This is a genomic window from Marinococcus sp. LNHM5E3-2.1 (assembly GCF_056034365.1).
In genome coordinates this window covers 45,800-62,683 of sequence record NZ_JBQLIB010000003.1, presented here as the reverse complement: position 1 = coordinate 62,683, position 16,884 = coordinate 45,800, and the positions used below count along the sequence as shown (strand labels likewise).

The window sequence follows — 16,884 nt, the reverse complement described above, 5'->3', positions numbered from 1 at the left end:
CGCAGAAATTCACGTTTACTAAAGAAAAGATAAAGGTAAGGAATAGATAGGTTCTATTAACGAAGGATACTGAGAATAAAGGGGAGAAACATATGCCAGAGCAGCAAAACAGTAAATTACCAATTATTATAGCTTCTGTAATCATTGCAGGGATCGGGGCAGTATTTCTAAATCGTTCAGCCCGTGACACGGTGAAGGAAAAGTCTTCAGAGGCAAAAGAAACGGCCAGTCAGTACAAGGAAAATGCCAAAAACAGTGATGCAGTGAATAAGGATGACTTCATGGAACGTATCCAGAACGCTACAGAGCTGGCAAAAACAATTGGTACCCAGCTTCAGGAGGTATATAATAATTACGGCAAAGATCTGATCGCCCAGGTGCAAAAAGTGAAGGATGACTCAGAAGAAGTAGTATCGACAGCGAAAGAAGCTGGCGAAGAGTTGAAAGGCGTAGGCGACACGGCAAAGGATGCCGGGGAAGAATTAAAAGAAGCCGGCAGCCAGGTAAAAGAAGCTAAAGACGAAGTTGCAGGTTCTGACGATAATAATGATACTAAAACAAAAGAGTATCAGAGCGCTACCGATGCTTCCAAGTACAGCGACAGCGATCTTCCAACGATCGGATCTACCGGAAACATGGATGAAGATATTAACAAATCGGCAAGAGAATAATGCCTGGACTCCGAAGATCCCCTTCGGAGTCTTTTTATATGCAGGGAAGTATTGAATAGCCAGTTGAATGTGTTTATAATTAGTTAAGCGCTTAACTATATTTTTATAATTTTGTGAAAGCGGTATCAGCTGCACAAACGAAAAAGTGAGCATCGACATTCAATAAGATAACGGTGCAGGTAAACGATACGTGCACCTCGAAGAGAGTCTATCAAAACTATTTGACCTGCATTAGGGCGAGATGAAGGGAGCCAAAGCGAACGTTTTAAAGCATAGGAATATTTTTGGCAGCGCAGGCAAAGCTTCTGAAGTCAAAATAAAATGAAATTTCCTGAAGGAGGGTTACGATGCCGTTAATACGAATGGATGTTATCGAGGGACGCACGGAAGAAGAATTAAAATTGGTCGCAGACGCCATACATGATGCAGTCGTAGAAAGCTTTGAAGTTCCGGAACGAGACCGCTATCAGATAATTAATCAGCATAAGCCGTATGAAATGTATATTGAAGATACCGGGCTCGGCTTTGAACGGACAAATAATATTGTAGTTATTCAGGTGATCAGTAAAACACGTACAGCAGAGCAGAAAAAACAGCTGTATAAAGAAATTGCCAATAACCTGCAGGACCGCTGTTCTATAGATCCGGAGGACGTGATGGTGTCAATCACTGATAACACAGAAGCGGACTGGAGCTTCGGACTGGGAGAAGCTCAGTTCTTGAATGGGAAACTGTGAAGGCTGGAGACTGCTTGCGGGCAGTCCCGGCCTTCTTTTGTCAGAATATTGCATTCACCCGGGCGGGGGAGTACGATAATGATAAGTTGTTAAAGAGAAGGGAGAAAGGAGCTGCTTGTATTGCATGAATGGGAAGAACAGCTGCGTGCTCTTTTAAGTGATAAACGGGTATTTACAGAGCTTGCCGACCGTTATAGCTACAGCTTTGATGCCTCTTTTGGCGAGCATCTGCCGGAAGTGGTTGTACAGCCTAAAACGACCGAAGAAGTACAGACGATCATGAAAATTGCCAACCGGTTCGGACTGGCTGTAACGCCCAGGGGGCAGGGCACCTGTCTGAGCGGAGGTCCGCTGCCGGTTAAGGGGGGAATCCTGCTGGATATGGCGCAATGGCCCCGGGAAATTGACGTTTTCGCTGATGACTTGATTGCGGTCGTCACCCCGAGTGTGCTGACGGCTGATATTCATACGGCCGCCGAAAATTACGGTTTAATGTACCCGCCTGATCCAAGCAGTGCCCACGTATCAACAATTGGTGGGAATCTGGCTGAGAATTCCGGGGGTCCGAGAGGGCTGAAGTATGGAGTAACCAAGGATTTTGTAATTGGTCTTGAAATCGTTACCCCGGAGGGCGAGGTGATGCACACAGGCGGTCGTACTATTAAAAATGTAACCGGTTACGATTTAACCAAGCTGCTCGTCGGCTCCGAAGGGACGCTTGGAGTAATTACAAAAGCGACGCTCAAGCTGGTGCCAAAGCCTCCGGCCGTACAAACGATGATGGCCGCCTTTACAGACATGGCAACAGCCGGGAAGGCTATCTCCAAAACGCTCACCTCAGGAGTGCTTCCGGCAAAAATGGAATTTATGGACCGGGCCTGTATTGAAGCCGTTGAGCGGTACCGCCCGTCAGGCCTGCCCACTGCCTCGGAAGCACTGCTTTTGATCGAACTCGACGGCCATCCTGAGACAATTAAATTAGAAGCCAAACAGGTGAAGCACATTCTCGAGGAGTTAAAAGCAGATCCAATCATTACAGCCGAAAGCGACGAAGAAGCACAGAAGCTGTGGAGTGCAAGAAAGCTTGTGTCGCCGGCAATTGCGACGATCAAACCGACAAAAATTTCCGAAGATGCTACAGTGCCAAGAAGCCGGATCCCGGAAATGATGGAACGGCTGAAGCAAATCAAAGAGGATTATCAGGTGGAGCTCGTCGTGTTTGGACATATCGGGGACGGCAACCTGCATCCGGATATTATGTGCGACCAGCGTGATGAAGAAGAAATGATACGCGCTGAAAAAGCGGTGGCGGAAATCTTCCGGGCAGCCCTGGAGCTTGGAGGCACGCTTTCCGGAGAACACGGTATTGGCACGATGAAAGCCCCCTTTATGGAACAGGAAATGGGAGAGGCGGGGGTATCAATGCTAAAACGGATCAAAGAAGCCTGGGATCCAAACAACATTATGAACCCGGGGAAAATATTCGCAGAAAAAGGGCAGAAGCTGGTGCTGCGTGATGGCTGATACACTAAAAGACATGCTGCGCTACGATTTGACCTTTGACTGTGTGCAGTGCGGCTACTGTCTTCCTGTCTGCCCGACATACGAAACAATGGAGCGCGAGACGCATTCCCCGCGCGGCCGTATTAATTTAATCAAAATGGTTGCAGAAGGAAAAGCGGCAGTGGAGGATTTAAAACAGCCAATCGACAAATGCCTGGGATGCATGGCGTGTACGACCGTCTGCCCGACTGATGTACAGTACGGCCAGCTGTTTGAAAGTGCGAAGCATGTGATCGATGAATATGAAGAAAAAACGTTCATACAGCAAAAGACCGAAAATTTTTTATTTCACTCCTTCTTTCCTTCTGGAGCATGGATGGATCAGCTTGGAAATGCAACATGGCTGTACCAGGTGAGTGGTCTGCAAAAAGCGGCCCGGGGGCTGAATTTAATGTCTGCGGCACCGTTTCATCTCGGTAAATTTGAGCAGGTGCTGCCATCGGCCCCCTCGCCTAAAGAGAGGCATGCAAGGAAAAATCGCCTGCACCCGGATGGCCCGGCGAAGGCAGTGGTCGCATTTTTCACCGGGTGTGTAATGGACAGCGTATTTTTTAAGCAAAATGAAAAAACGATGGAGCTGCTCCGGCTTTCTGGAGCGGAAGTGCAGCTTCCGGAGGCGCAGACCTGCTGCGGAGCGCTGCACGCCCATGCAGGTAAAGAGCCTGAAGCTGTCACGCTTGCCAGGGAAAATATACAGGCCTTTGAAGAAAAGCCAGTTGATTATATCGTAAACAACGCCGGGGGCTGCGGAGCCCAGCTCCATAAATACGGGGAACTGTTCGCCGGCGACCCGGAGTGGGAGCAGCGGGCGAAAGCTTTCTCCGAGAAGGTGAGAGACATTACAGAAGTACTGGTGGAGCTTGACGGCCTGGAGTTTACCGAAAAGGTCGAGGAAACCTATACGTATCAGCCTTCCTGTCATATGACGAATGTGCAGAAGGTAAAAGAACCACCGCTGCAGCTGCTCCGCTCAGTGCCGGGGGTAACGCTTAAAGAGCTCGACCGGCCTGACTTCTGTTGTGGTTCGGCAGGCATCTATAACATTACGCAGCACGAAGATGCAATGGATATTCTGGATGTGAAAATGGAAGACGTTAAGCGGCAGCGCCCAGAGGGAATTGTCACGACCAACCCGGGCTGTATGCTCCAGATGAAATTGGGGGTACAGCGTGAAGGTCTCGAAGAAGAAATTGATACGTTGCATATTGTCGATCTGCTGATGAAAGCTAAGCCGGTAACTAAAAAGGCGGTGCAGGCGTAAAAGTAAATGAACAACTGGAAGGGCCTTTTGGTTTAGCGGCAGCACAGAAGGGGGAAATGGTAACGAGTGTAAAAAGAAACTGAGGCGTGAAGGGAGAAGGTAAAACCATGGTGCTGATTGATACAATATTTGTGGTTGCCACCTTTTTCTGGATCGCCGAATTTTTTTTATTCAGGCAGAAGGCTCCCTCAAAAGAGCCGGAGCTTACTGAACGACGCTCGTTCCGCTGGATACTTGCGGCTATTATTCTGTCGATGGGGACCGCAGTGGTATTTGGCGAGACTGGTTTTCTCAGCCTCTCCTCAGTTTGGCTGCAGGCTGCCGGGCTTTGTCTCTACGGAGCCGGTATTGGCCTTCGGTATTGGGGAATTCTTCATTTGCGGGACCAGTTCAGCAGAGACGTTTCTGTCAGAAACGGGGACCGCCTGGTAAGCAGCGGTCCGTACCGTCGTTTGTGCCATCCGCTTTATACCGCTTTATTTTTCATTGTACTTGGCTTTTGCTTATTCATGAATAGCCCCGGAGCAGCAGTCATAAGTACAGGAGTCATGGTGCCGGCACTTCTTTACCGAATCCGTATTGAAGAAGAAATGCTGCGTCAAACGCACGGCGATACGTATCGTTTATGGTGCCGGCAGAGAAACCGGCTAATTCCATTTTTGTACTAATTCACGGAGGTGTGCTATTTGAAGAAAAAAGCAATTGTCATTGGCGGAGGCCTTGGAGGCATGTCCGCAGCTATCCGGCTGCAGACGGATGGATATGAGGTAACGTTACTGGAGAAAAATGAAAATCTTGGCGGCAAATTAAACCGCCGCAGCGGCAAAGGATTCACCTTTGACACCGGCCCGTCCATCCTGACGATGCCATGGGTGCTTGAACAGCTGTTCCACAGCGCGAACCGCTACCTTGATGACTACATACAGGTAGAACGGGTTGAACCGCAGTGGAAAACATTTTTCGAGGACGGAACATCACTGAATGTTACGAGCGATCTGCCCGGCATGATTGAAGAGGCAGCGAAAGTAACGGATCAGCCTAGCCGTAAAATAACAGAATTTTTATCCTATACAGAAGAAATGTATGAATTATGCATGAAAAGCTTTTATAAATACAGCATCGAAGATTTAAAGGATTTGAAAAGTCACCACACGCTGGGTGACTTAATGAAGATGGATCCGTTGAATACGGTGGCCAAAGCGACGCATAAACAGTTTGACAACAAATACCTCGAGCAGATGTTCAACTTCTTCATTATGTATGTCGGATCCAATCCATACGCAGCGCCAGCTATTTTAAACCAGCTTGTCTATGTTCAGCTTGGGCTCGGCATCCATTATGTGAAGGGCGGCATGTACAAAATTGCCGAGGGTATGGAACGCCTGATGCAGGAGCTCCGGGTTGATATTCATCTGAACAGCCCGGTCAGCCAGCTGCTGGTGGAAAACGACCGGGTGACTGGTGTGGAAACAGAGGATGGAGACAAGTATGAGGCGGATATTGTCGTTTCGAACCTTGAAGCAATTCCGGCCTACAATACGATTGCTCCTTCGGAAACGAAGGCAAAAAAAGAATCCAAAAAGCTAAGCAAAACGTTTATTCCTACTGTTTCCGGTGTCGTGCTGCTTCTCGGGGTGAATAAAAAATTCGACGGTCTGCACCATCACAATTTCTTTTTTTCAGAGGATCCTGAGCTTGAATTCAAGCAGGTATTCGAAGAAAAGGTTCCAGCTGATGACCCGACAGTGTATATTGGTATCTCCGCCCGGTCGGATGAGACCCAGGCGCCGGAAGGAAAAGACAATCTGTTCGTCCTGACGCATGTACCTCCGATGGATGCCAAGCAGAAAAAATCCTTTGACTGGGATAAGTACCAGGAGACAATTTTGAATAAATTAGAGCGAAACGGACTGGACGGCCTGCGGGAGTCGATCGAGTTTGAATACCGTTTCACTCCGGAAGGCCTTGAAGAACTCTACGGCGCTAATGGAGGCTCGATTTACGGCGTAGCCTCTGATCAAAAAGTGAACGGCGGGTTCAAAGTGCCGGCGAAAAGCAGAATATATGACAATTTGTATTTTGCCGGAGGGTCCACGCATCCCGGCGGTGGTGTACCAATGGTGACACTGTCCGGACAGCTGACAGCAGATCTGATTCAAAAACACGAGCAGGCAGAAGTGAAAAAATAGCCTGATAACCCTTCCTTATAAAAAAGGAGGGGTTTTTCCTGTTATGGGCTCATGATGCGAACAAAGGAAAGGAGGCATAAGCCTTGGTTTTGTGATAATATAAATTAAGTATGGGATTCAACGAAAATCAAAGCGAATTGGCGATAATTATACATAAAACGGGGGTTACATACCGATGGTACAATCAAAAGCTTCAATTACAGCATTAGGATCTTTTGTTCCGGAAAAACGACTGACGAATGATGATCTGGAAAAAATGGTGGAAACAAACGACGAGTGGATTACGTCCCGCACCGGCATCAAAGAACGCAGAATCACGGAAGAGGACGAATTCACCAGCACGATCTGTTTGAAAGCAGCGGAAGAGCTGCAGCAGGTGAGCGGCAAGACGATTGACGACGTGGATTTGATTATTGTGTGCACGTTGACGCCGGACCATAAAACGCCGAGTGTTGCCTCTCTCGTGCAGGCCGGCCTTGGCATTTCCGGCGCAGGCGCTTTTGATTTAAACGCTGCTTGTGCGGGCTTTTCCTACGGACTGCACGTGGCAGATGGTATGATTACCTCCGGTCTTCACCGTAAAGTGCTGGTGATCGGCGCTGAAACACTTTCCAAAATTACAGACTACACGGACCGTGCCACATGTATTTTGTTCGGGGACGGCGCCGGTGCCGCTCTTGTGGAAGCGGACGAAAGCAGCCCCTCCTTTCTTGCGGCCCTCACGGATTCGGACGGAAAAAAAGGAGAGTACCTGTACTGCACCGATTTGTCCAACCAGATTGGCGGCCACGAAGTGGATCCGGATGGTTATGTGGTCCAGAACGGACGGGAAGTTTACAAATGGGCGGTTAAGACAGTGCCTCAAGGTATCGACAAGCTTCTTAGTGATGCAGGAGTGACGATTGAGGACATCGACTGGTTTGCCCCGCACAGCGCGAACATGAGAATGATCGAGTCGATTTGCGAACGTACCGGTATTCCAGTGGAAAAGACGCTGACGAGCCTCGAATATTACGGCAATACCTCATCTGCTACGATTCCGTTGTCTCTCCGGGAAGCACAGAAGGACGGCCGACTGAAGAAAGGTGACCTCGTGCTTATCTATGGATTTGGCGGCGGTCTGGCACAATCAGCTTTATTAGTCCGCTGGCATGCAGAATAATGGAACTGAAAAAGCTCCCGGAAACGGGGGCTTTTTTTGATGGACCAAATGAAGAGAAATCGTCTCGCATATAATGTCTGCAGTTAAGAGGTAACGGTAAAGGTTACGATTATAGTGCGGCGGGTATACAGAGTAGGTGATCAATTCAGAAAAGCATTGGAGGAAATAACATGGCAGAGGTTGAAGGAAAAGTAGTTATACTGACAGGTGCTTCAAGCGGTATCGGTGAAGCAGCGACTAAGGAATTAGCCGCTAAGGGAGCTAAAGTAGTGCTGGCTGCCCGCCGCGAGGAACGTCTCCAGCAGCTTCAGAAAGATATCGAACAGAACGGCGGTACTGCAGCCTATAAAGTAGTGGATGTCACCTCCCAGGAGCAGATGGACGAACTTGCCCGGTTTGCCAATGAAACGTACGGCCAAATTGACGTTATAGTAAACAATGCGGGGCTGATGCCGCTTTCGATGCTCCGGAACCGGCAGTTTGAAGACTGGAATCAGATGATCGATGTGAATATTAAAGGCGTACTTTACGGTATTGGTGCCGTGCTGCCCTACATGAGAGAAAGAAAAGAAGGCCACATTATTAATGTTTCCTCAGTAGCTGGCCATCAGGTATCTCCGGGTGGTGCCGTCTATAGCGGAACGAAATACGCTGTGCGCGCTATTTCGGAGGGGCTTCGTAAAGAAGAATCGCCGGAAAACAACATCCGCTCTACCATTATTTCACCTGGGGCTGTGGAATCGGAGCTTACTGAAACGATATCGGATAATCAGGTGAAAGAACGCGTAGATGAGCTGTATAAAAACGCGATCTCTTCAGAAAGCATTGCCCGCACCATTCGGTATGCGATTGAAGAACCGGCGGAAGTATCGGTTAATGAAATTGTCGTACGTCCAACTGCCCAAATGTAAAAACAACGGCACCTGTCTACACGGACAGGTGCTGTTGTCATTTATAGCGGCATATAGAATTTCACCATTGAAACAAAGCGTTTACGGGTAAAGAAACTCATAGAGTGAAGGAGGTTTTTGATGGCAGAACTATCATTTAAATATGTACATGTGAACGGCATTCGTCTTCATGTCGCTGCTGCGGGCCCAAAGGACGGAGAAATGGTTATCCTTCTGCACGGCTTCCCGGAATTTTGGAGAGCCTGGGAAAAGCAGATGCTCGCCCTGGCGGAGGAGGGCTATTTTGTTGTGGTACCTGATCAGCGGGGCTATCACCTGAGCGCCAAGCCCTCCGGAACAGCATCCTACACAATGGACGCTCTCCGGGATGATATCATCGGCCTCATTTTTCACTTCAAAAGAGAAAAAGCCGTAATAGCCGGGCATGACTGGGGCGGGGCAATAGGCTGGTATATGGCACTTACCCGTCCGGAATACATTTCGTTGTTTATCCCTGTTAATATGCCGCATTTAACAGCTATGCCAAGGACAATGCTCACCCGTCCAATGGACTTGCTCAAAGGGTATTACATGGCGGCCTTCCAGCTTCCCGCCCTCCCTGACAAAGCGGCTGCCATGTTCCAATACGCTGCATTGAAAGCTCACCTGACTGTGACGAGCTGTCCCGGAGCGTTTTCAGAGCGGGGCCTGGACGCATACCAATTTGCCTGGTCTCAGCCCGGCAGCGTAACGGCCATGTTCAATTGGTTTCGGGCAATCCCATTCGGGCCGGCAGAAGCGATGAGTACAGAAACTATCAATGTGCCCGTGCGTATGATCTGGGGTATGCATGATTGGTTTTTGGGCACCGCTGCTGCTAAAGAGAGCCTGAAATACTGCAGCGATGGAAACGGGGTTTTTATTGAAGAAGCGACGCACTGGGTACATCATGAACAACCGGAGCTCGTTACGCAGTTCATCAAAAGCTTTATTCAGGAAAAACAACTAAGGGGCAGTACGTATGCAGAATATCAGCTTTGAGACAATAACGGTAAACGGCGTTTCTTTACACACGGCACTGGCTGGGCCGGAGGAGGGACCGCTTGTGGTGCTTCTGCATGGCTTTCCGGAGTTTTGGTATGAGTGGAGACATTTAATCGGACCGCTTGCAGCACGTGGATACCGGGTGGCGGCGCCGGATCAGCGCGGATACAATCAAAGCAGCAAGCCGCTTGAAATTGAAGCTTATGCCCTGGACGAGCTGCGTGATGACGTGACAGAGCTCATCAAAGCACTGGGACGGGAAAAAGCAGTGATCGTCGGCCACGACTGGGGCGGAGCGGTCGGGTGGTACACGGCAGCCTCAGGGCCGGAATACGTGGAGAAATTTATTGCTATCAATATTCCACACCTGCCTGCTATGCCGGCGAGCATGAAAAAAGATCCCACGCAGCTTTTGAGAAGCTCGTATATGCTTTTTTTTCAGCTTCCGAGACTGCCGGAAAAGCTGCTTGCCTATAATGACTTTGAGGAGTTTGCCAACGGACTCGTAAAAACGAGCAGGCCCGGAGCTTTTACCGGGGAGGATCTGGAAAAATATAAAGAAGCATGGTCGCAGCCGAATGCGGCCACAACCATGATCAACTGGTACAGAGGGATGAGAAAAGGGCCAAAGGATATTGTGGAATCAAGTCACGTGACTCCGCCAGTACGGATTATCTGGGGTGTGGGAGACGCCTTTTTATCGAAGGCCTCTGCCCGGACAAGTCTTGAATACTGCCGTGCCGGAGAGCTGATTTTTGTATCCGATGCCACGCATTGGGTAGTTCATGAGCAGCCGGATATTGTAGAGCGGCTGGTGACGGAATTTATAGAACAGACGTGAAGCCGCCGCTCAGGCATTGGCTCTGCGGAAGCTGATGGTGGCAAGCGCGATCAGAATAGAAGTGAAAATAATTAAAAAGAGCAGTTCCTCTGCCACTGTTACTGTACGCCCGAACAGCTGCAGGCTCAGTCCGAGTGCATCCTGGGCGGCGACCGGGAGATCTCCGGCGCCGGTCATTACTTTTTTCATAGCGTCTACGCCGTAGGTGACAGGATTAACCTTAACAAGGATATCCATCCAGGCTGGCATATTCGTTACTGGAAACAATGCTCCGGAAAGAAACACCATTGGAAACACGAGTACCTGCACAATCAGCTGGAACCCCTGCGTTGAGCGAAGCAGGCTTGCTATCAGCAGGCCAAGGGAAGCGAGCGTGCAGGAAAGCAGAAACATAATTGGCAGCACAGCCAGTACGTTGCTCCATTCGTAGGTTACGCCTAGAACAGGGATTAAAATAAACATCAGCACGCCCTGCATAAACGCAACCGTAGAGGCCCCGAGCATTTTACCGATGGCAATGTTCACCCGGGAGACCGGGGACACGAGAATTTCTTTCATATAGCCGAATTCTTTATCCTGGATAACTGATAAAGAAGAGAAAATTGAAGTCATTAAAAGGGTCATGGCGACAATCCCGGGAAAAATAAACGTAAGGTAATTAAAATCTTCGATTTCAGAGGTTTGATTCATCACCAGATTTTCCATCGTTCCGCTGAAGCCCCCGCCAAAAATAATTAAAAATAAAATAGGCATCGCAAAAGATCCAAGCAGACGGGGGCGATCCCGGATGAATTTCATTAAATCCCGCTGCCAGATGGCAAAAATACCTTCCATATGTATGATCTCCTTTCTTAGGCGGGGCCGGCTTTAATATCTCGCCCTGTATAAGACAAAAATACGTCGTTAAGCGTGGGCCGGCGTATGTTCAGGCTCGTAATAGGGACGGGGATCTGCTGCAGAAAAGTGGATATAAACTGGTCGCTGCTTGGTACCTGGATACGCAGAATACCTGCTTCCTGTTTTATTTCGGCTTCCGGCATAGCTGCCTGCAGCTGCTTAGCGACAGTGTCATTATCCTCGGTGCCGAGTTCAATGACGTCTCCGCCAACCTGCTTCTTTAAGCGCTCCGGCGTATCAAGGGCGATGATAGTTCCTTTATCCATAATAGCGATACGGTGACTGATTTCTGCCTCATCGAGGTAATGGGTGGTAAGAAATATCGTAATATTTTCCTTTTCCTTCAGGCGGAGAATATACTCCCAAATATGGGCCCGCGTCTGGGGGTCAAGACCGACAGTGGGTTCGTCCAAAAAAAGAACCTTCGGATAGTGCAGCAGGCCGCGGGCAATTTCAAGCCTTCGTTTCATCCCGCCGGAGAATTCTTCTACTTTTTTCTTTTGATTGTCGACCAGATCTACAATTTCAAGCACTTCCTGAATACGTTCTGCCCGTTTATTTTTAGGCACACGGTAAAACCGGCAGTGAAGCTTTAAGTTTTCAAGAGCACTTAATTTTTCGTCGAGTGTATTTTCCTGAAAAATGATGCCAATGCTTTCACGGACTTTTGCTTTTTGTTTAAATGCGTCATATCCATTAATGGTAACGCTTCCGGAAGTGGGAGCGAGCATCGTGCAGATCATGTTGATAGTCGTGCTTTTTCCTGCACCGTTCGGGCCGAGAAAGCCGAATATCTCGCCCTGCGCGACATCAAAATGAATGCCTTTGACTGCTTCCATGTCTTTGAATGATTTTCGCAGATCGTGCACTTGAATAATAGGCTCCATACATTTACCCCTACTTTAGCCATAGTCATTATGTTAGCGTAACTATATAACTTCAGGCAGTTATCGTCAATGGATACGAAAATGAAGAAGGGGTAGGTAATCAAAATTCAGGGTATTGGTTGTATAGAAAGAAGGGGGCAGAAATCATGGAACTTCGAGACCATGTAAAGAAATATTTGGAGCAGAACAATTCTTTCGAGGTGGAAACGGTGGAGGAAGTAGTCGATGAACGCAGACGAAGAAACGAAATGACCTTAGCTCCGTCGGAACGGCCTGCTGTAGCTGAAGTCTTGGATAAAGATATTGATTTAGAAGGACGGACCCTGACCGTGCGCAGATATAAACCAGCATCTGAAGAGCCGCTTCCTGTAGTGATTTTTTTTCATGGCGGCGGATTTGCCGTAGGGAGCCTTGAAACTCATGACACCTTCTGCCGGGTGCTTGCCAACGAACTGGAGGCGTATGTTGTAGCGGTGGACTACAGGCTTGCGCCGAAGCACCCGTTTCCGTCAGGAGTATACGACTGCCTGGACGCTGTTCGCTGGGTGCTTTCCGAGTACCGGGAATGGCCGAATACAGAGGACCGGTTTTACCTGTGCGGTGACAGCGCTGGAGGAAATATTGTCTATGCAGCCTCTACGCTGCTCCGAAGAGAGCAGACATACCTTGAAGGACAGATGCTTCTGTATCCTGTCGCTGATTTTTACAACCGGGAGGAGGATCCGGCGTACGTATCGTATCATCGTTTTAGTGAGGGATACGGCCTGACGGCCAAAAATATAGGCGACTTTTGGGCGCATTACTTAGCGGCCTGGGATGAACGCAGAGATCCGCTCGCTGTACCGATGCGGGATGAAGATAAGCGGGAAAACCCTCCTACTCTTATTATAACGGCAGAATATGATGTGCTTCGGGATGAAGGCGAGGAACTGGCGCGTCAGCTGAAAGAGGCAAATGCAGAGGTGCATCACCACAGGGTGGATGGTACCATTCACGGATTTATCAATCAGTTTCCGCTCGAGGAAGACGGGCAGGAAGCGATGCATTACATGAGGGCGTTTGTACACAAGCATATTGGCAAATGATGAAACCCCCATCCAGCTTCTGCCGGATGGGGGTTTCAGGCAAGCGGCAGTTTAGTCTGAGAAGTCCGGGATCAGCCGCTGCTCCTGAAATTCACGAAGCAGCTGCCGGAGCATGTCATCACTGTTCACGACTTCAGTAAAACCAAACTGTTTTACTTTATTAGTATCAGACATCACATCATACTCTACATTGAAAATGAAATCACCGAATGGCCAGGCGGCCAGTTTCTCAAATGGAATATTCTGCAGACTGTATTTTTCCTGCATTTCCTCCCATAGATCCTGCTGCAGCGGCATGAAATCAGAAAGTGTAATTGTTTGCACGGGCCCGGTGTTCATTTGGAATTCCTCGGCGATGACCGGCCACATGTGCTCCCACCGAAAGAAGTCACCATTGGTAATATTGAACGTCTCAAATGCACACGGTTCATGCAGCGCAGCCCATACGGAACAGCGGGCGAGCAGGCCGGCGTCGGTCACCTGGGCAAGTGATCGGTAGGTAACATCCTTTCCCGGAAAACGAAGGGGGAGGCCGAGTTCTTTAGAAATAGAGGCATAAACAGCAATAACCATGCTTAAATTCATGGGAGTGCCTACCGAATAGCCACATACAACGTCGGGACGCAAAATTGTCCACGACCAGCTTTTTCCTTTCTGGCGGTTTCGCAGGTAATCCTCCTGATTGTAATAAAAGTTCGGCGGCATATGACGCGGGTCGTTTTCCCGTGCCGGGGTTTTAAAAGCGCTGATGTGCGCACCGTACACTTTGGCTCCCTGCATCAATACGACACGCTGGAGCCGGTCGGACGTCGCTTCCACGGCCTGGACGGTGCTTTGGAGCATATTGGTATTAACTGTGATCTGTTCTTTGGAGAGTGGAGCATAATCCTGGTAGGCTGCGTAAAAAATATGAGTGACGGCAGGCACATCCTGAAGTGCCTGCATTATTTCTTCTTCCTTTAAGAGATCAGCCTCCACGTAATAATCGGCCCCGTGGATGTCTTCAGGCTGGTGCCGGGAAATGCCTACAGCGGTCCAGTCTTCGAGCGATGAAATATGTTTTAAAATACTGCTGCCTATGATGCCGGTCGCTCCTACGATCAGGGCGGTTTTAGTCATTACAGAGGGCTCCTTTCAGGATATAGGGTAATACAGCTGTATACCACAAATTGGCAGAAACTTAACCTGTCCAACCAGAAAAATCGTCCGGCCAACGAGCCGGACGATGGTAATTACGTATTCTGCTGTTCAGCGGCACGAAGCTCTTCTAGACTCAGGCCGAAGGTCATTTCAAGGTGGGGGTAGTCTTTAAAACCAGGCCAGTCCCCGCCCCAGCTGAAGCCGAGCTCCTTAGCGATCTCCACAGCTTCCGTCCAGTCTGCCTCTCCGTTACCGTTGTCATCGCGTTCCATATCCCAGGCAAGCTCTCCGTCCGGTGTACGCAAAGCAAAATCAACGGCAAGGCCGTAATTATGATATGATTCTCCGCCCCGGGCCTGCGTGACAATTTCTCCCTGTGAAGTCCGGCCCTGGGCATATAAAGCATCCTGCTCTTCCACCGAACGGTATTCGTCCGTTACGACAACTTCGATCCCCTGCTGTTCTGCACGCTGGATCCATTCATTTTTTCGCTCCTCCACAACAGGGTGAAGGCTGTTCTGTTCGACGACTTCGCTTGCTTCCACCTCGGGAAGAGGATTTTGCCTGCTGTTCCATCCGAGTACAACCAGAATGAGGAGTAAACCGGTAATCAGTAGCAAGACATGTCTTTTCACTCAGTTGATTTCCTTTCTTTTTCCACCTGCGTACAGGAAGTATAAACGAGTATTTGTGTCCTGGAACTGTCTGCCTTTAGCTGGGGGCGTCTTCGAGCGCCTGAGCAGCAAGCACAAATCCGCCGGTGATGCCCGCACCGTCCTGGAGCCCCGGAGTAACAATATATTGATCGATATTATGAGTAATCATTGGGTCCTGAACGTATCCCTGCAGAAGCTGCTGCGTCTGTTCCTGTACTTTTGTGAGCAGGGAAGGCTGTTTGCTCACGCCGCCGCCGATAATAATCCGCTCGGGGGTGAGAATCAGAATGTAATTCATCATTGCCTGAGCAAGATAATAAGCTTCAAGGTCCCATACTTCCGGGCGGGAGGTGAGTGCGCTGCCCTTTTCTCCCCAGCGCTGTTCCACGGCGGGCCCTGAAGCAAGTCCCTCAAGGCAGTCACTGTGGTAAGGGCACGTGCCGGTGAAATGGTCCTCAGGATGCCGGCGGACCATAATGTGCCCGGCTTCCGGATGGTTCAGGCCTTCAAGAATATTGTTGTTAATAACCGCACCAACACCGATGCCGGTGCCGACTGTCATATACAGACAGCTCGTCTTTCCAGCGCCGGCACCGTGCTTCCATTCACCGAGCGCCGCCGCATTAACATCGGTGGTGAAGCCTGCCGGCACAGCAAGGTGTTTTTGTACATCTCCGAGAATGTTAAAGTTTTGCCATGCTGTTTTTGGCGTTGTGGTGATATAGCCGTATGTATCATTTTTTGTATTAATATCAATCGGACCAAAAGAACCAATACCAACAGCTTCGATAGAAAAAACACGGAAAAAATCGTACACCTGCTGCATAGTTTCATCAGGTGTCGTAGTCGGGATGGAAATGCGTTCTTTTATGTCACGGCCGTTTTCACTGACCGCACAGACAAATTTTGTTCCTCCTGCTTCAATGGCGCCGAGCATACAAACAACCTCCTGGTCTTTTGCTGAAATAGTAAACAGATCATTCAAAAATAAATGAAAATTTCATAGGTGATAAAATTCTGCATACTTTTTAATCGTACCTTTTTTTTCTGGTTTTGCAAATATGAAATATACTTGCCGGGCGGGAAAGGAGTAAGCTTGAATGAACAGTAATAGAGAAATAATAGCAAACGTTCAGGGGCAAAGCGGAGAATTGCAGCTGCAGCGCCGCGGTCGGCATTATGAAGTCATAAGTAACGGCACATTTTTGATGGCGACACACAACGGAGAGTCGGAGCGGCGGATGGTGCAAGGAGCGCTGAATCATGCTTATTCAGCAGAGTCGGTGCTGATTGGAGGCCTTGGTGTCGGTTTTTCACTCCACGAAGCGGTGCAGCATGCAGAAACGGTTCATGTAACCGTTGTGGAACTGGAGAAAAACATTATTGAATGGAACCGCCTGTATTTTCTGGAATGGAACGGAGGGGCTCTTGAAAACAGTAAAGCACAAATCGTAGAGGAAGACCTTCAGGTGTTTCTGGAGAAAGGCACAAACAACCGTTGGGACGCTGTTTGCATGGATACAGATAACGGCCCTGACTGGCTTGTCCGGGAAGACAACCATCACATGTACGAGGCGGGAGGACTTCAAACGGTTTACGCCGCGCTCCGGCGCGGAGGAGTTGCTGCTTTTTGGAGTGCTTCTTATTCCAGGGCTTTTGAAAACAGTCTGAAAGCGGTTTTTGATAGTGTATGGATAGAGGAGGTGGATGCCGGACGCGGCGGGCCGGATGTTATTTTTTACGCCCGGAAAGCAGAATATATGCGTCCATCACATAATTTTTGAGATTTTTTTAGCCCTCTACAGTGATACAAAAGATACAGAGAAGGGTACGATATGAAAGTACTGTGTAAACAGTGGGA

17 protein-coding genes are annotated in these 16,884 nt (G+C 49.0%); 12 read left to right on the top strand and 5 right to left on the bottom strand.

Annotation, left to right across the window (positions count from 1 at the left end; all coding sequences use genetic code 11):
- Positions 1 to 92 precede the first annotated feature (92 nt).
- The 10 genes from ACTRXH_RS05920 to ACTRXH_RS05875 all read left to right on the top strand — a co-directional run bounded on the left by ACTRXH_RS05920 (position 93) and on the right by ACTRXH_RS05875 (position 10,358).
- Positions 93 to 671: a hypothetical protein gene (locus ACTRXH_RS05920; protein WP_474260995.1), complete on the top strand. Its 579-nt coding sequence runs from the start codon at positions 93 to 95 to the stop codon at positions 669 to 671.
- 347 nt (positions 672 to 1,018) lie between these two features.
- Positions 1,019 to 1,408 (top strand): tautomerase family protein, encoded by a 390-nt coding sequence (locus ACTRXH_RS05915; protein ID WP_474281194.1) that lies wholly within the window; start codon positions 1,019 to 1,021, stop codon positions 1,406 to 1,408.
- A 120-nt stretch (positions 1,409 to 1,528) separates the two neighbouring features.
- Complete coding sequence (locus tag ACTRXH_RS05910) at positions 1,529 to 2,932, top strand: FAD-binding oxidoreductase (protein WP_474281192.1); 1,404 nt, start codon at positions 1,529 to 1,531, stop codon at positions 2,930 to 2,932.
- Entirely contained in the window at positions 2,925 to 4,232 is a 1,308-nt protein-coding gene (locus tag ACTRXH_RS05905) for a (Fe-S)-binding protein (protein ID WP_474281190.1), read from the top strand. The genes ACTRXH_RS05910 and ACTRXH_RS05905 overlap by 8 nt, the downstream gene beginning before the upstream one ends.
- A 107-nt stretch (positions 4,233 to 4,339) precedes the next feature.
- Positions 4,340 to 4,900: a methyltransferase family protein gene (locus ACTRXH_RS05900; RefSeq protein WP_474260999.1), complete on the top strand. Its 561-nt coding sequence runs from the start codon at positions 4,340 to 4,342 to the stop codon at positions 4,898 to 4,900.
- 18 nt (positions 4,901 to 4,918) lie between these two features.
- Positions 4,919 to 6,421, top strand: coding sequence for a phytoene desaturase family protein (locus ACTRXH_RS05895; protein ID WP_474281188.1), 1,503 nt, complete (start codon positions 4,919 to 4,921; stop codon positions 6,419 to 6,421).
- A gap of 175 nt (positions 6,422 to 6,596) precedes the next feature.
- A complete protein-coding gene (locus tag ACTRXH_RS05890) occupies positions 6,597 to 7,583 on the top strand; it encodes a beta-ketoacyl-ACP synthase 3 (protein WP_474261001.1) in 987 nt (328 codons plus the stop codon).
- A gap of 170 nt (positions 7,584 to 7,753) precedes the next feature.
- On the top strand, positions 7,754 to 8,494 hold the full coding sequence (locus ACTRXH_RS05885; RefSeq protein ID WP_474281186.1) for an SDR family oxidoreductase: 741 nt from the start codon (positions 7,754 to 7,756) through the stop codon (positions 8,492 to 8,494).
- Positions 8,495 to 8,614: 120 nt separating this feature from the next.
- Positions 8,615 to 9,514, top strand: a complete 900-nt coding sequence (locus ACTRXH_RS05880) for an alpha/beta fold hydrolase (RefSeq protein ID WP_474281184.1) — start codon at positions 8,615 to 8,617, stop codon at positions 9,512 to 9,514.
- Complete coding sequence (locus ACTRXH_RS05875) at positions 9,495 to 10,358, top strand: alpha/beta fold hydrolase (protein WP_474281182.1); 864 nt, start codon at positions 9,495 to 9,497, stop codon at positions 10,356 to 10,358. The genes ACTRXH_RS05880 and ACTRXH_RS05875 overlap by 20 nt, the downstream gene beginning before the upstream one ends.
- A 9-nt stretch (positions 10,359 to 10,367) precedes the next feature.
- Here ACTRXH_RS05875 and ACTRXH_RS05870 read toward each other — a convergent pair whose 3' ends face one another.
- Together ACTRXH_RS05870 and ACTRXH_RS05865 are read right to left on the bottom strand one after the other, a co-directional pair.
- Positions 10,368 to 11,192, bottom strand: a complete 825-nt coding sequence (locus tag ACTRXH_RS05870; RefSeq protein WP_474261005.1) for an ABC transporter permease — start codon at positions 11,190 to 11,192, stop codon at positions 10,368 to 10,370.
- Between the two features lie 17 nt (positions 11,193 to 11,209).
- Positions 11,210 to 12,142 carry an ATP-binding cassette domain-containing protein gene (locus tag ACTRXH_RS05865; RefSeq protein ID WP_474261006.1) on the bottom strand — a complete coding sequence of 311 codons (933 nt, stop codon included), beginning with the start codon at positions 12,140 to 12,142 and terminating at the stop codon, positions 11,210 to 11,212.
- Between the two features lie 146 nt (positions 12,143 to 12,288).
- Between ACTRXH_RS05865 and ACTRXH_RS05860 the strand changes: the two genes are divergently transcribed.
- Positions 12,289 to 13,227 (top strand): alpha/beta hydrolase, encoded by a 939-nt coding sequence (locus tag ACTRXH_RS05860; protein WP_474261007.1) that lies wholly within the window; start codon positions 12,289 to 12,291, stop codon positions 13,225 to 13,227.
- A 51-nt stretch (positions 13,228 to 13,278) separates the two neighbouring features.
- Here ACTRXH_RS05860 and ACTRXH_RS05855 read toward each other — a convergent pair whose 3' ends face one another.
- The 3 genes from ACTRXH_RS05855 to ACTRXH_RS05845 form a co-directional block, all read right to left on the bottom strand.
- A complete protein-coding gene (locus ACTRXH_RS05855) occupies positions 13,279 to 14,346 on the bottom strand; it encodes an SDR family oxidoreductase (protein ID WP_474281180.1) in 1,068 nt (355 codons plus the stop codon).
- A gap of 113 nt (positions 14,347 to 14,459) precedes the next feature.
- Positions 14,460 to 15,002 (bottom strand): M15 family metallopeptidase, encoded by a 543-nt coding sequence (locus ACTRXH_RS05850; RefSeq protein WP_474281178.1) that lies wholly within the window; start codon positions 15,000 to 15,002, stop codon positions 14,460 to 14,462.
- A gap of 76 nt (positions 15,003 to 15,078) precedes the next feature.
- Complete coding sequence (locus ACTRXH_RS05845) at positions 15,079 to 15,960, bottom strand: ROK family protein (protein WP_474261010.1); 882 nt, start codon at positions 15,958 to 15,960, stop codon at positions 15,079 to 15,081.
- A gap of 163 nt (positions 15,961 to 16,123) precedes the next feature.
- Here ACTRXH_RS05845 and ACTRXH_RS05840 point away from each other — a divergent pair, with 163 nt between their 5' ends.
- A complete protein-coding gene (locus ACTRXH_RS05840; RefSeq protein ID WP_474281176.1) occupies positions 16,124 to 16,807 on the top strand; it encodes a spermidine synthase in 684 nt (227 codons plus the stop codon).
- The last annotated feature ends 77 nt before the right edge of the window (positions 16,808 to 16,884 follow it).

Excerpts from the sequence above, each read along its gene's own strand:
- ACTRXH_RS05905 (WP_474281190.1), top strand. The coding sequence starts at position 2,925 with ATGGCTGATACACTAAAAGACATGCTGCGCTACGATTTGACCTTTGAC.
- ACTRXH_RS05840 (WP_474281176.1), top strand. The coding sequence starts at position 16,124 with ATGAACAGTAATAGAGAAATAATAGCAAACGTTCAGGGGCAAAGCGGA.
- ACTRXH_RS05865 (WP_474261006.1), bottom strand. The coding sequence starts at position 12,142 with ATGGAGCCTATTATTCAAGTGCACGATCTGCGAAAATCATTCAAAGAC.
- ACTRXH_RS05870 (WP_474261005.1), bottom strand. The coding sequence starts at position 11,192 with ATGGAAGGTATTTTTGCCATCTGGCAGCGGGATTTAATGAAATTCATC.
- ACTRXH_RS05915 (WP_474281194.1), top strand. The coding sequence starts at position 1,019 with ATGCCGTTAATACGAATGGATGTTATCGAGGGACGCACGGAAGAAGAA.
- ACTRXH_RS05920 (WP_474260995.1), top strand. The coding sequence starts at position 93 with ATGCCAGAGCAGCAAAACAGTAAATTACCAATTATTATAGCTTCTGTA.
- ACTRXH_RS05885 (WP_474281186.1), top strand. The coding sequence starts at position 7,754 with ATGGCAGAGGTTGAAGGAAAAGTAGTTATACTGACAGGTGCTTCAAGC.
- ACTRXH_RS05875 (WP_474281182.1), top strand. The coding sequence starts at position 9,495 with ATGCAGAATATCAGCTTTGAGACAATAACGGTAAACGGCGTTTCTTTA.
- ACTRXH_RS05855 (WP_474281180.1), bottom strand. The coding sequence starts at position 14,346 with ATGACTAAAACCGCCCTGATCGTAGGAGCGACCGGCATCATAGGCAGC.
- ACTRXH_RS05900 (WP_474260999.1), top strand. The coding sequence starts at position 4,340 with ATGGTGCTGATTGATACAATATTTGTGGTTGCCACCTTTTTCTGGATC.
- ACTRXH_RS05860 (WP_474261007.1), top strand. The coding sequence starts at position 12,289 with ATGGAACTTCGAGACCATGTAAAGAAATATTTGGAGCAGAACAATTCT.
- ACTRXH_RS05890 (WP_474261001.1), top strand. The coding sequence starts at position 6,597 with ATGGTACAATCAAAAGCTTCAATTACAGCATTAGGATCTTTTGTTCCG.
- ACTRXH_RS05845 (WP_474261010.1), bottom strand. The coding sequence starts at position 15,960 with ATGCTCGGCGCCATTGAAGCAGGAGGAACAAAATTTGTCTGTGCGGTC.
- ACTRXH_RS05880 (WP_474281184.1), top strand. The coding sequence starts at position 8,615 with ATGGCAGAACTATCATTTAAATATGTACATGTGAACGGCATTCGTCTT.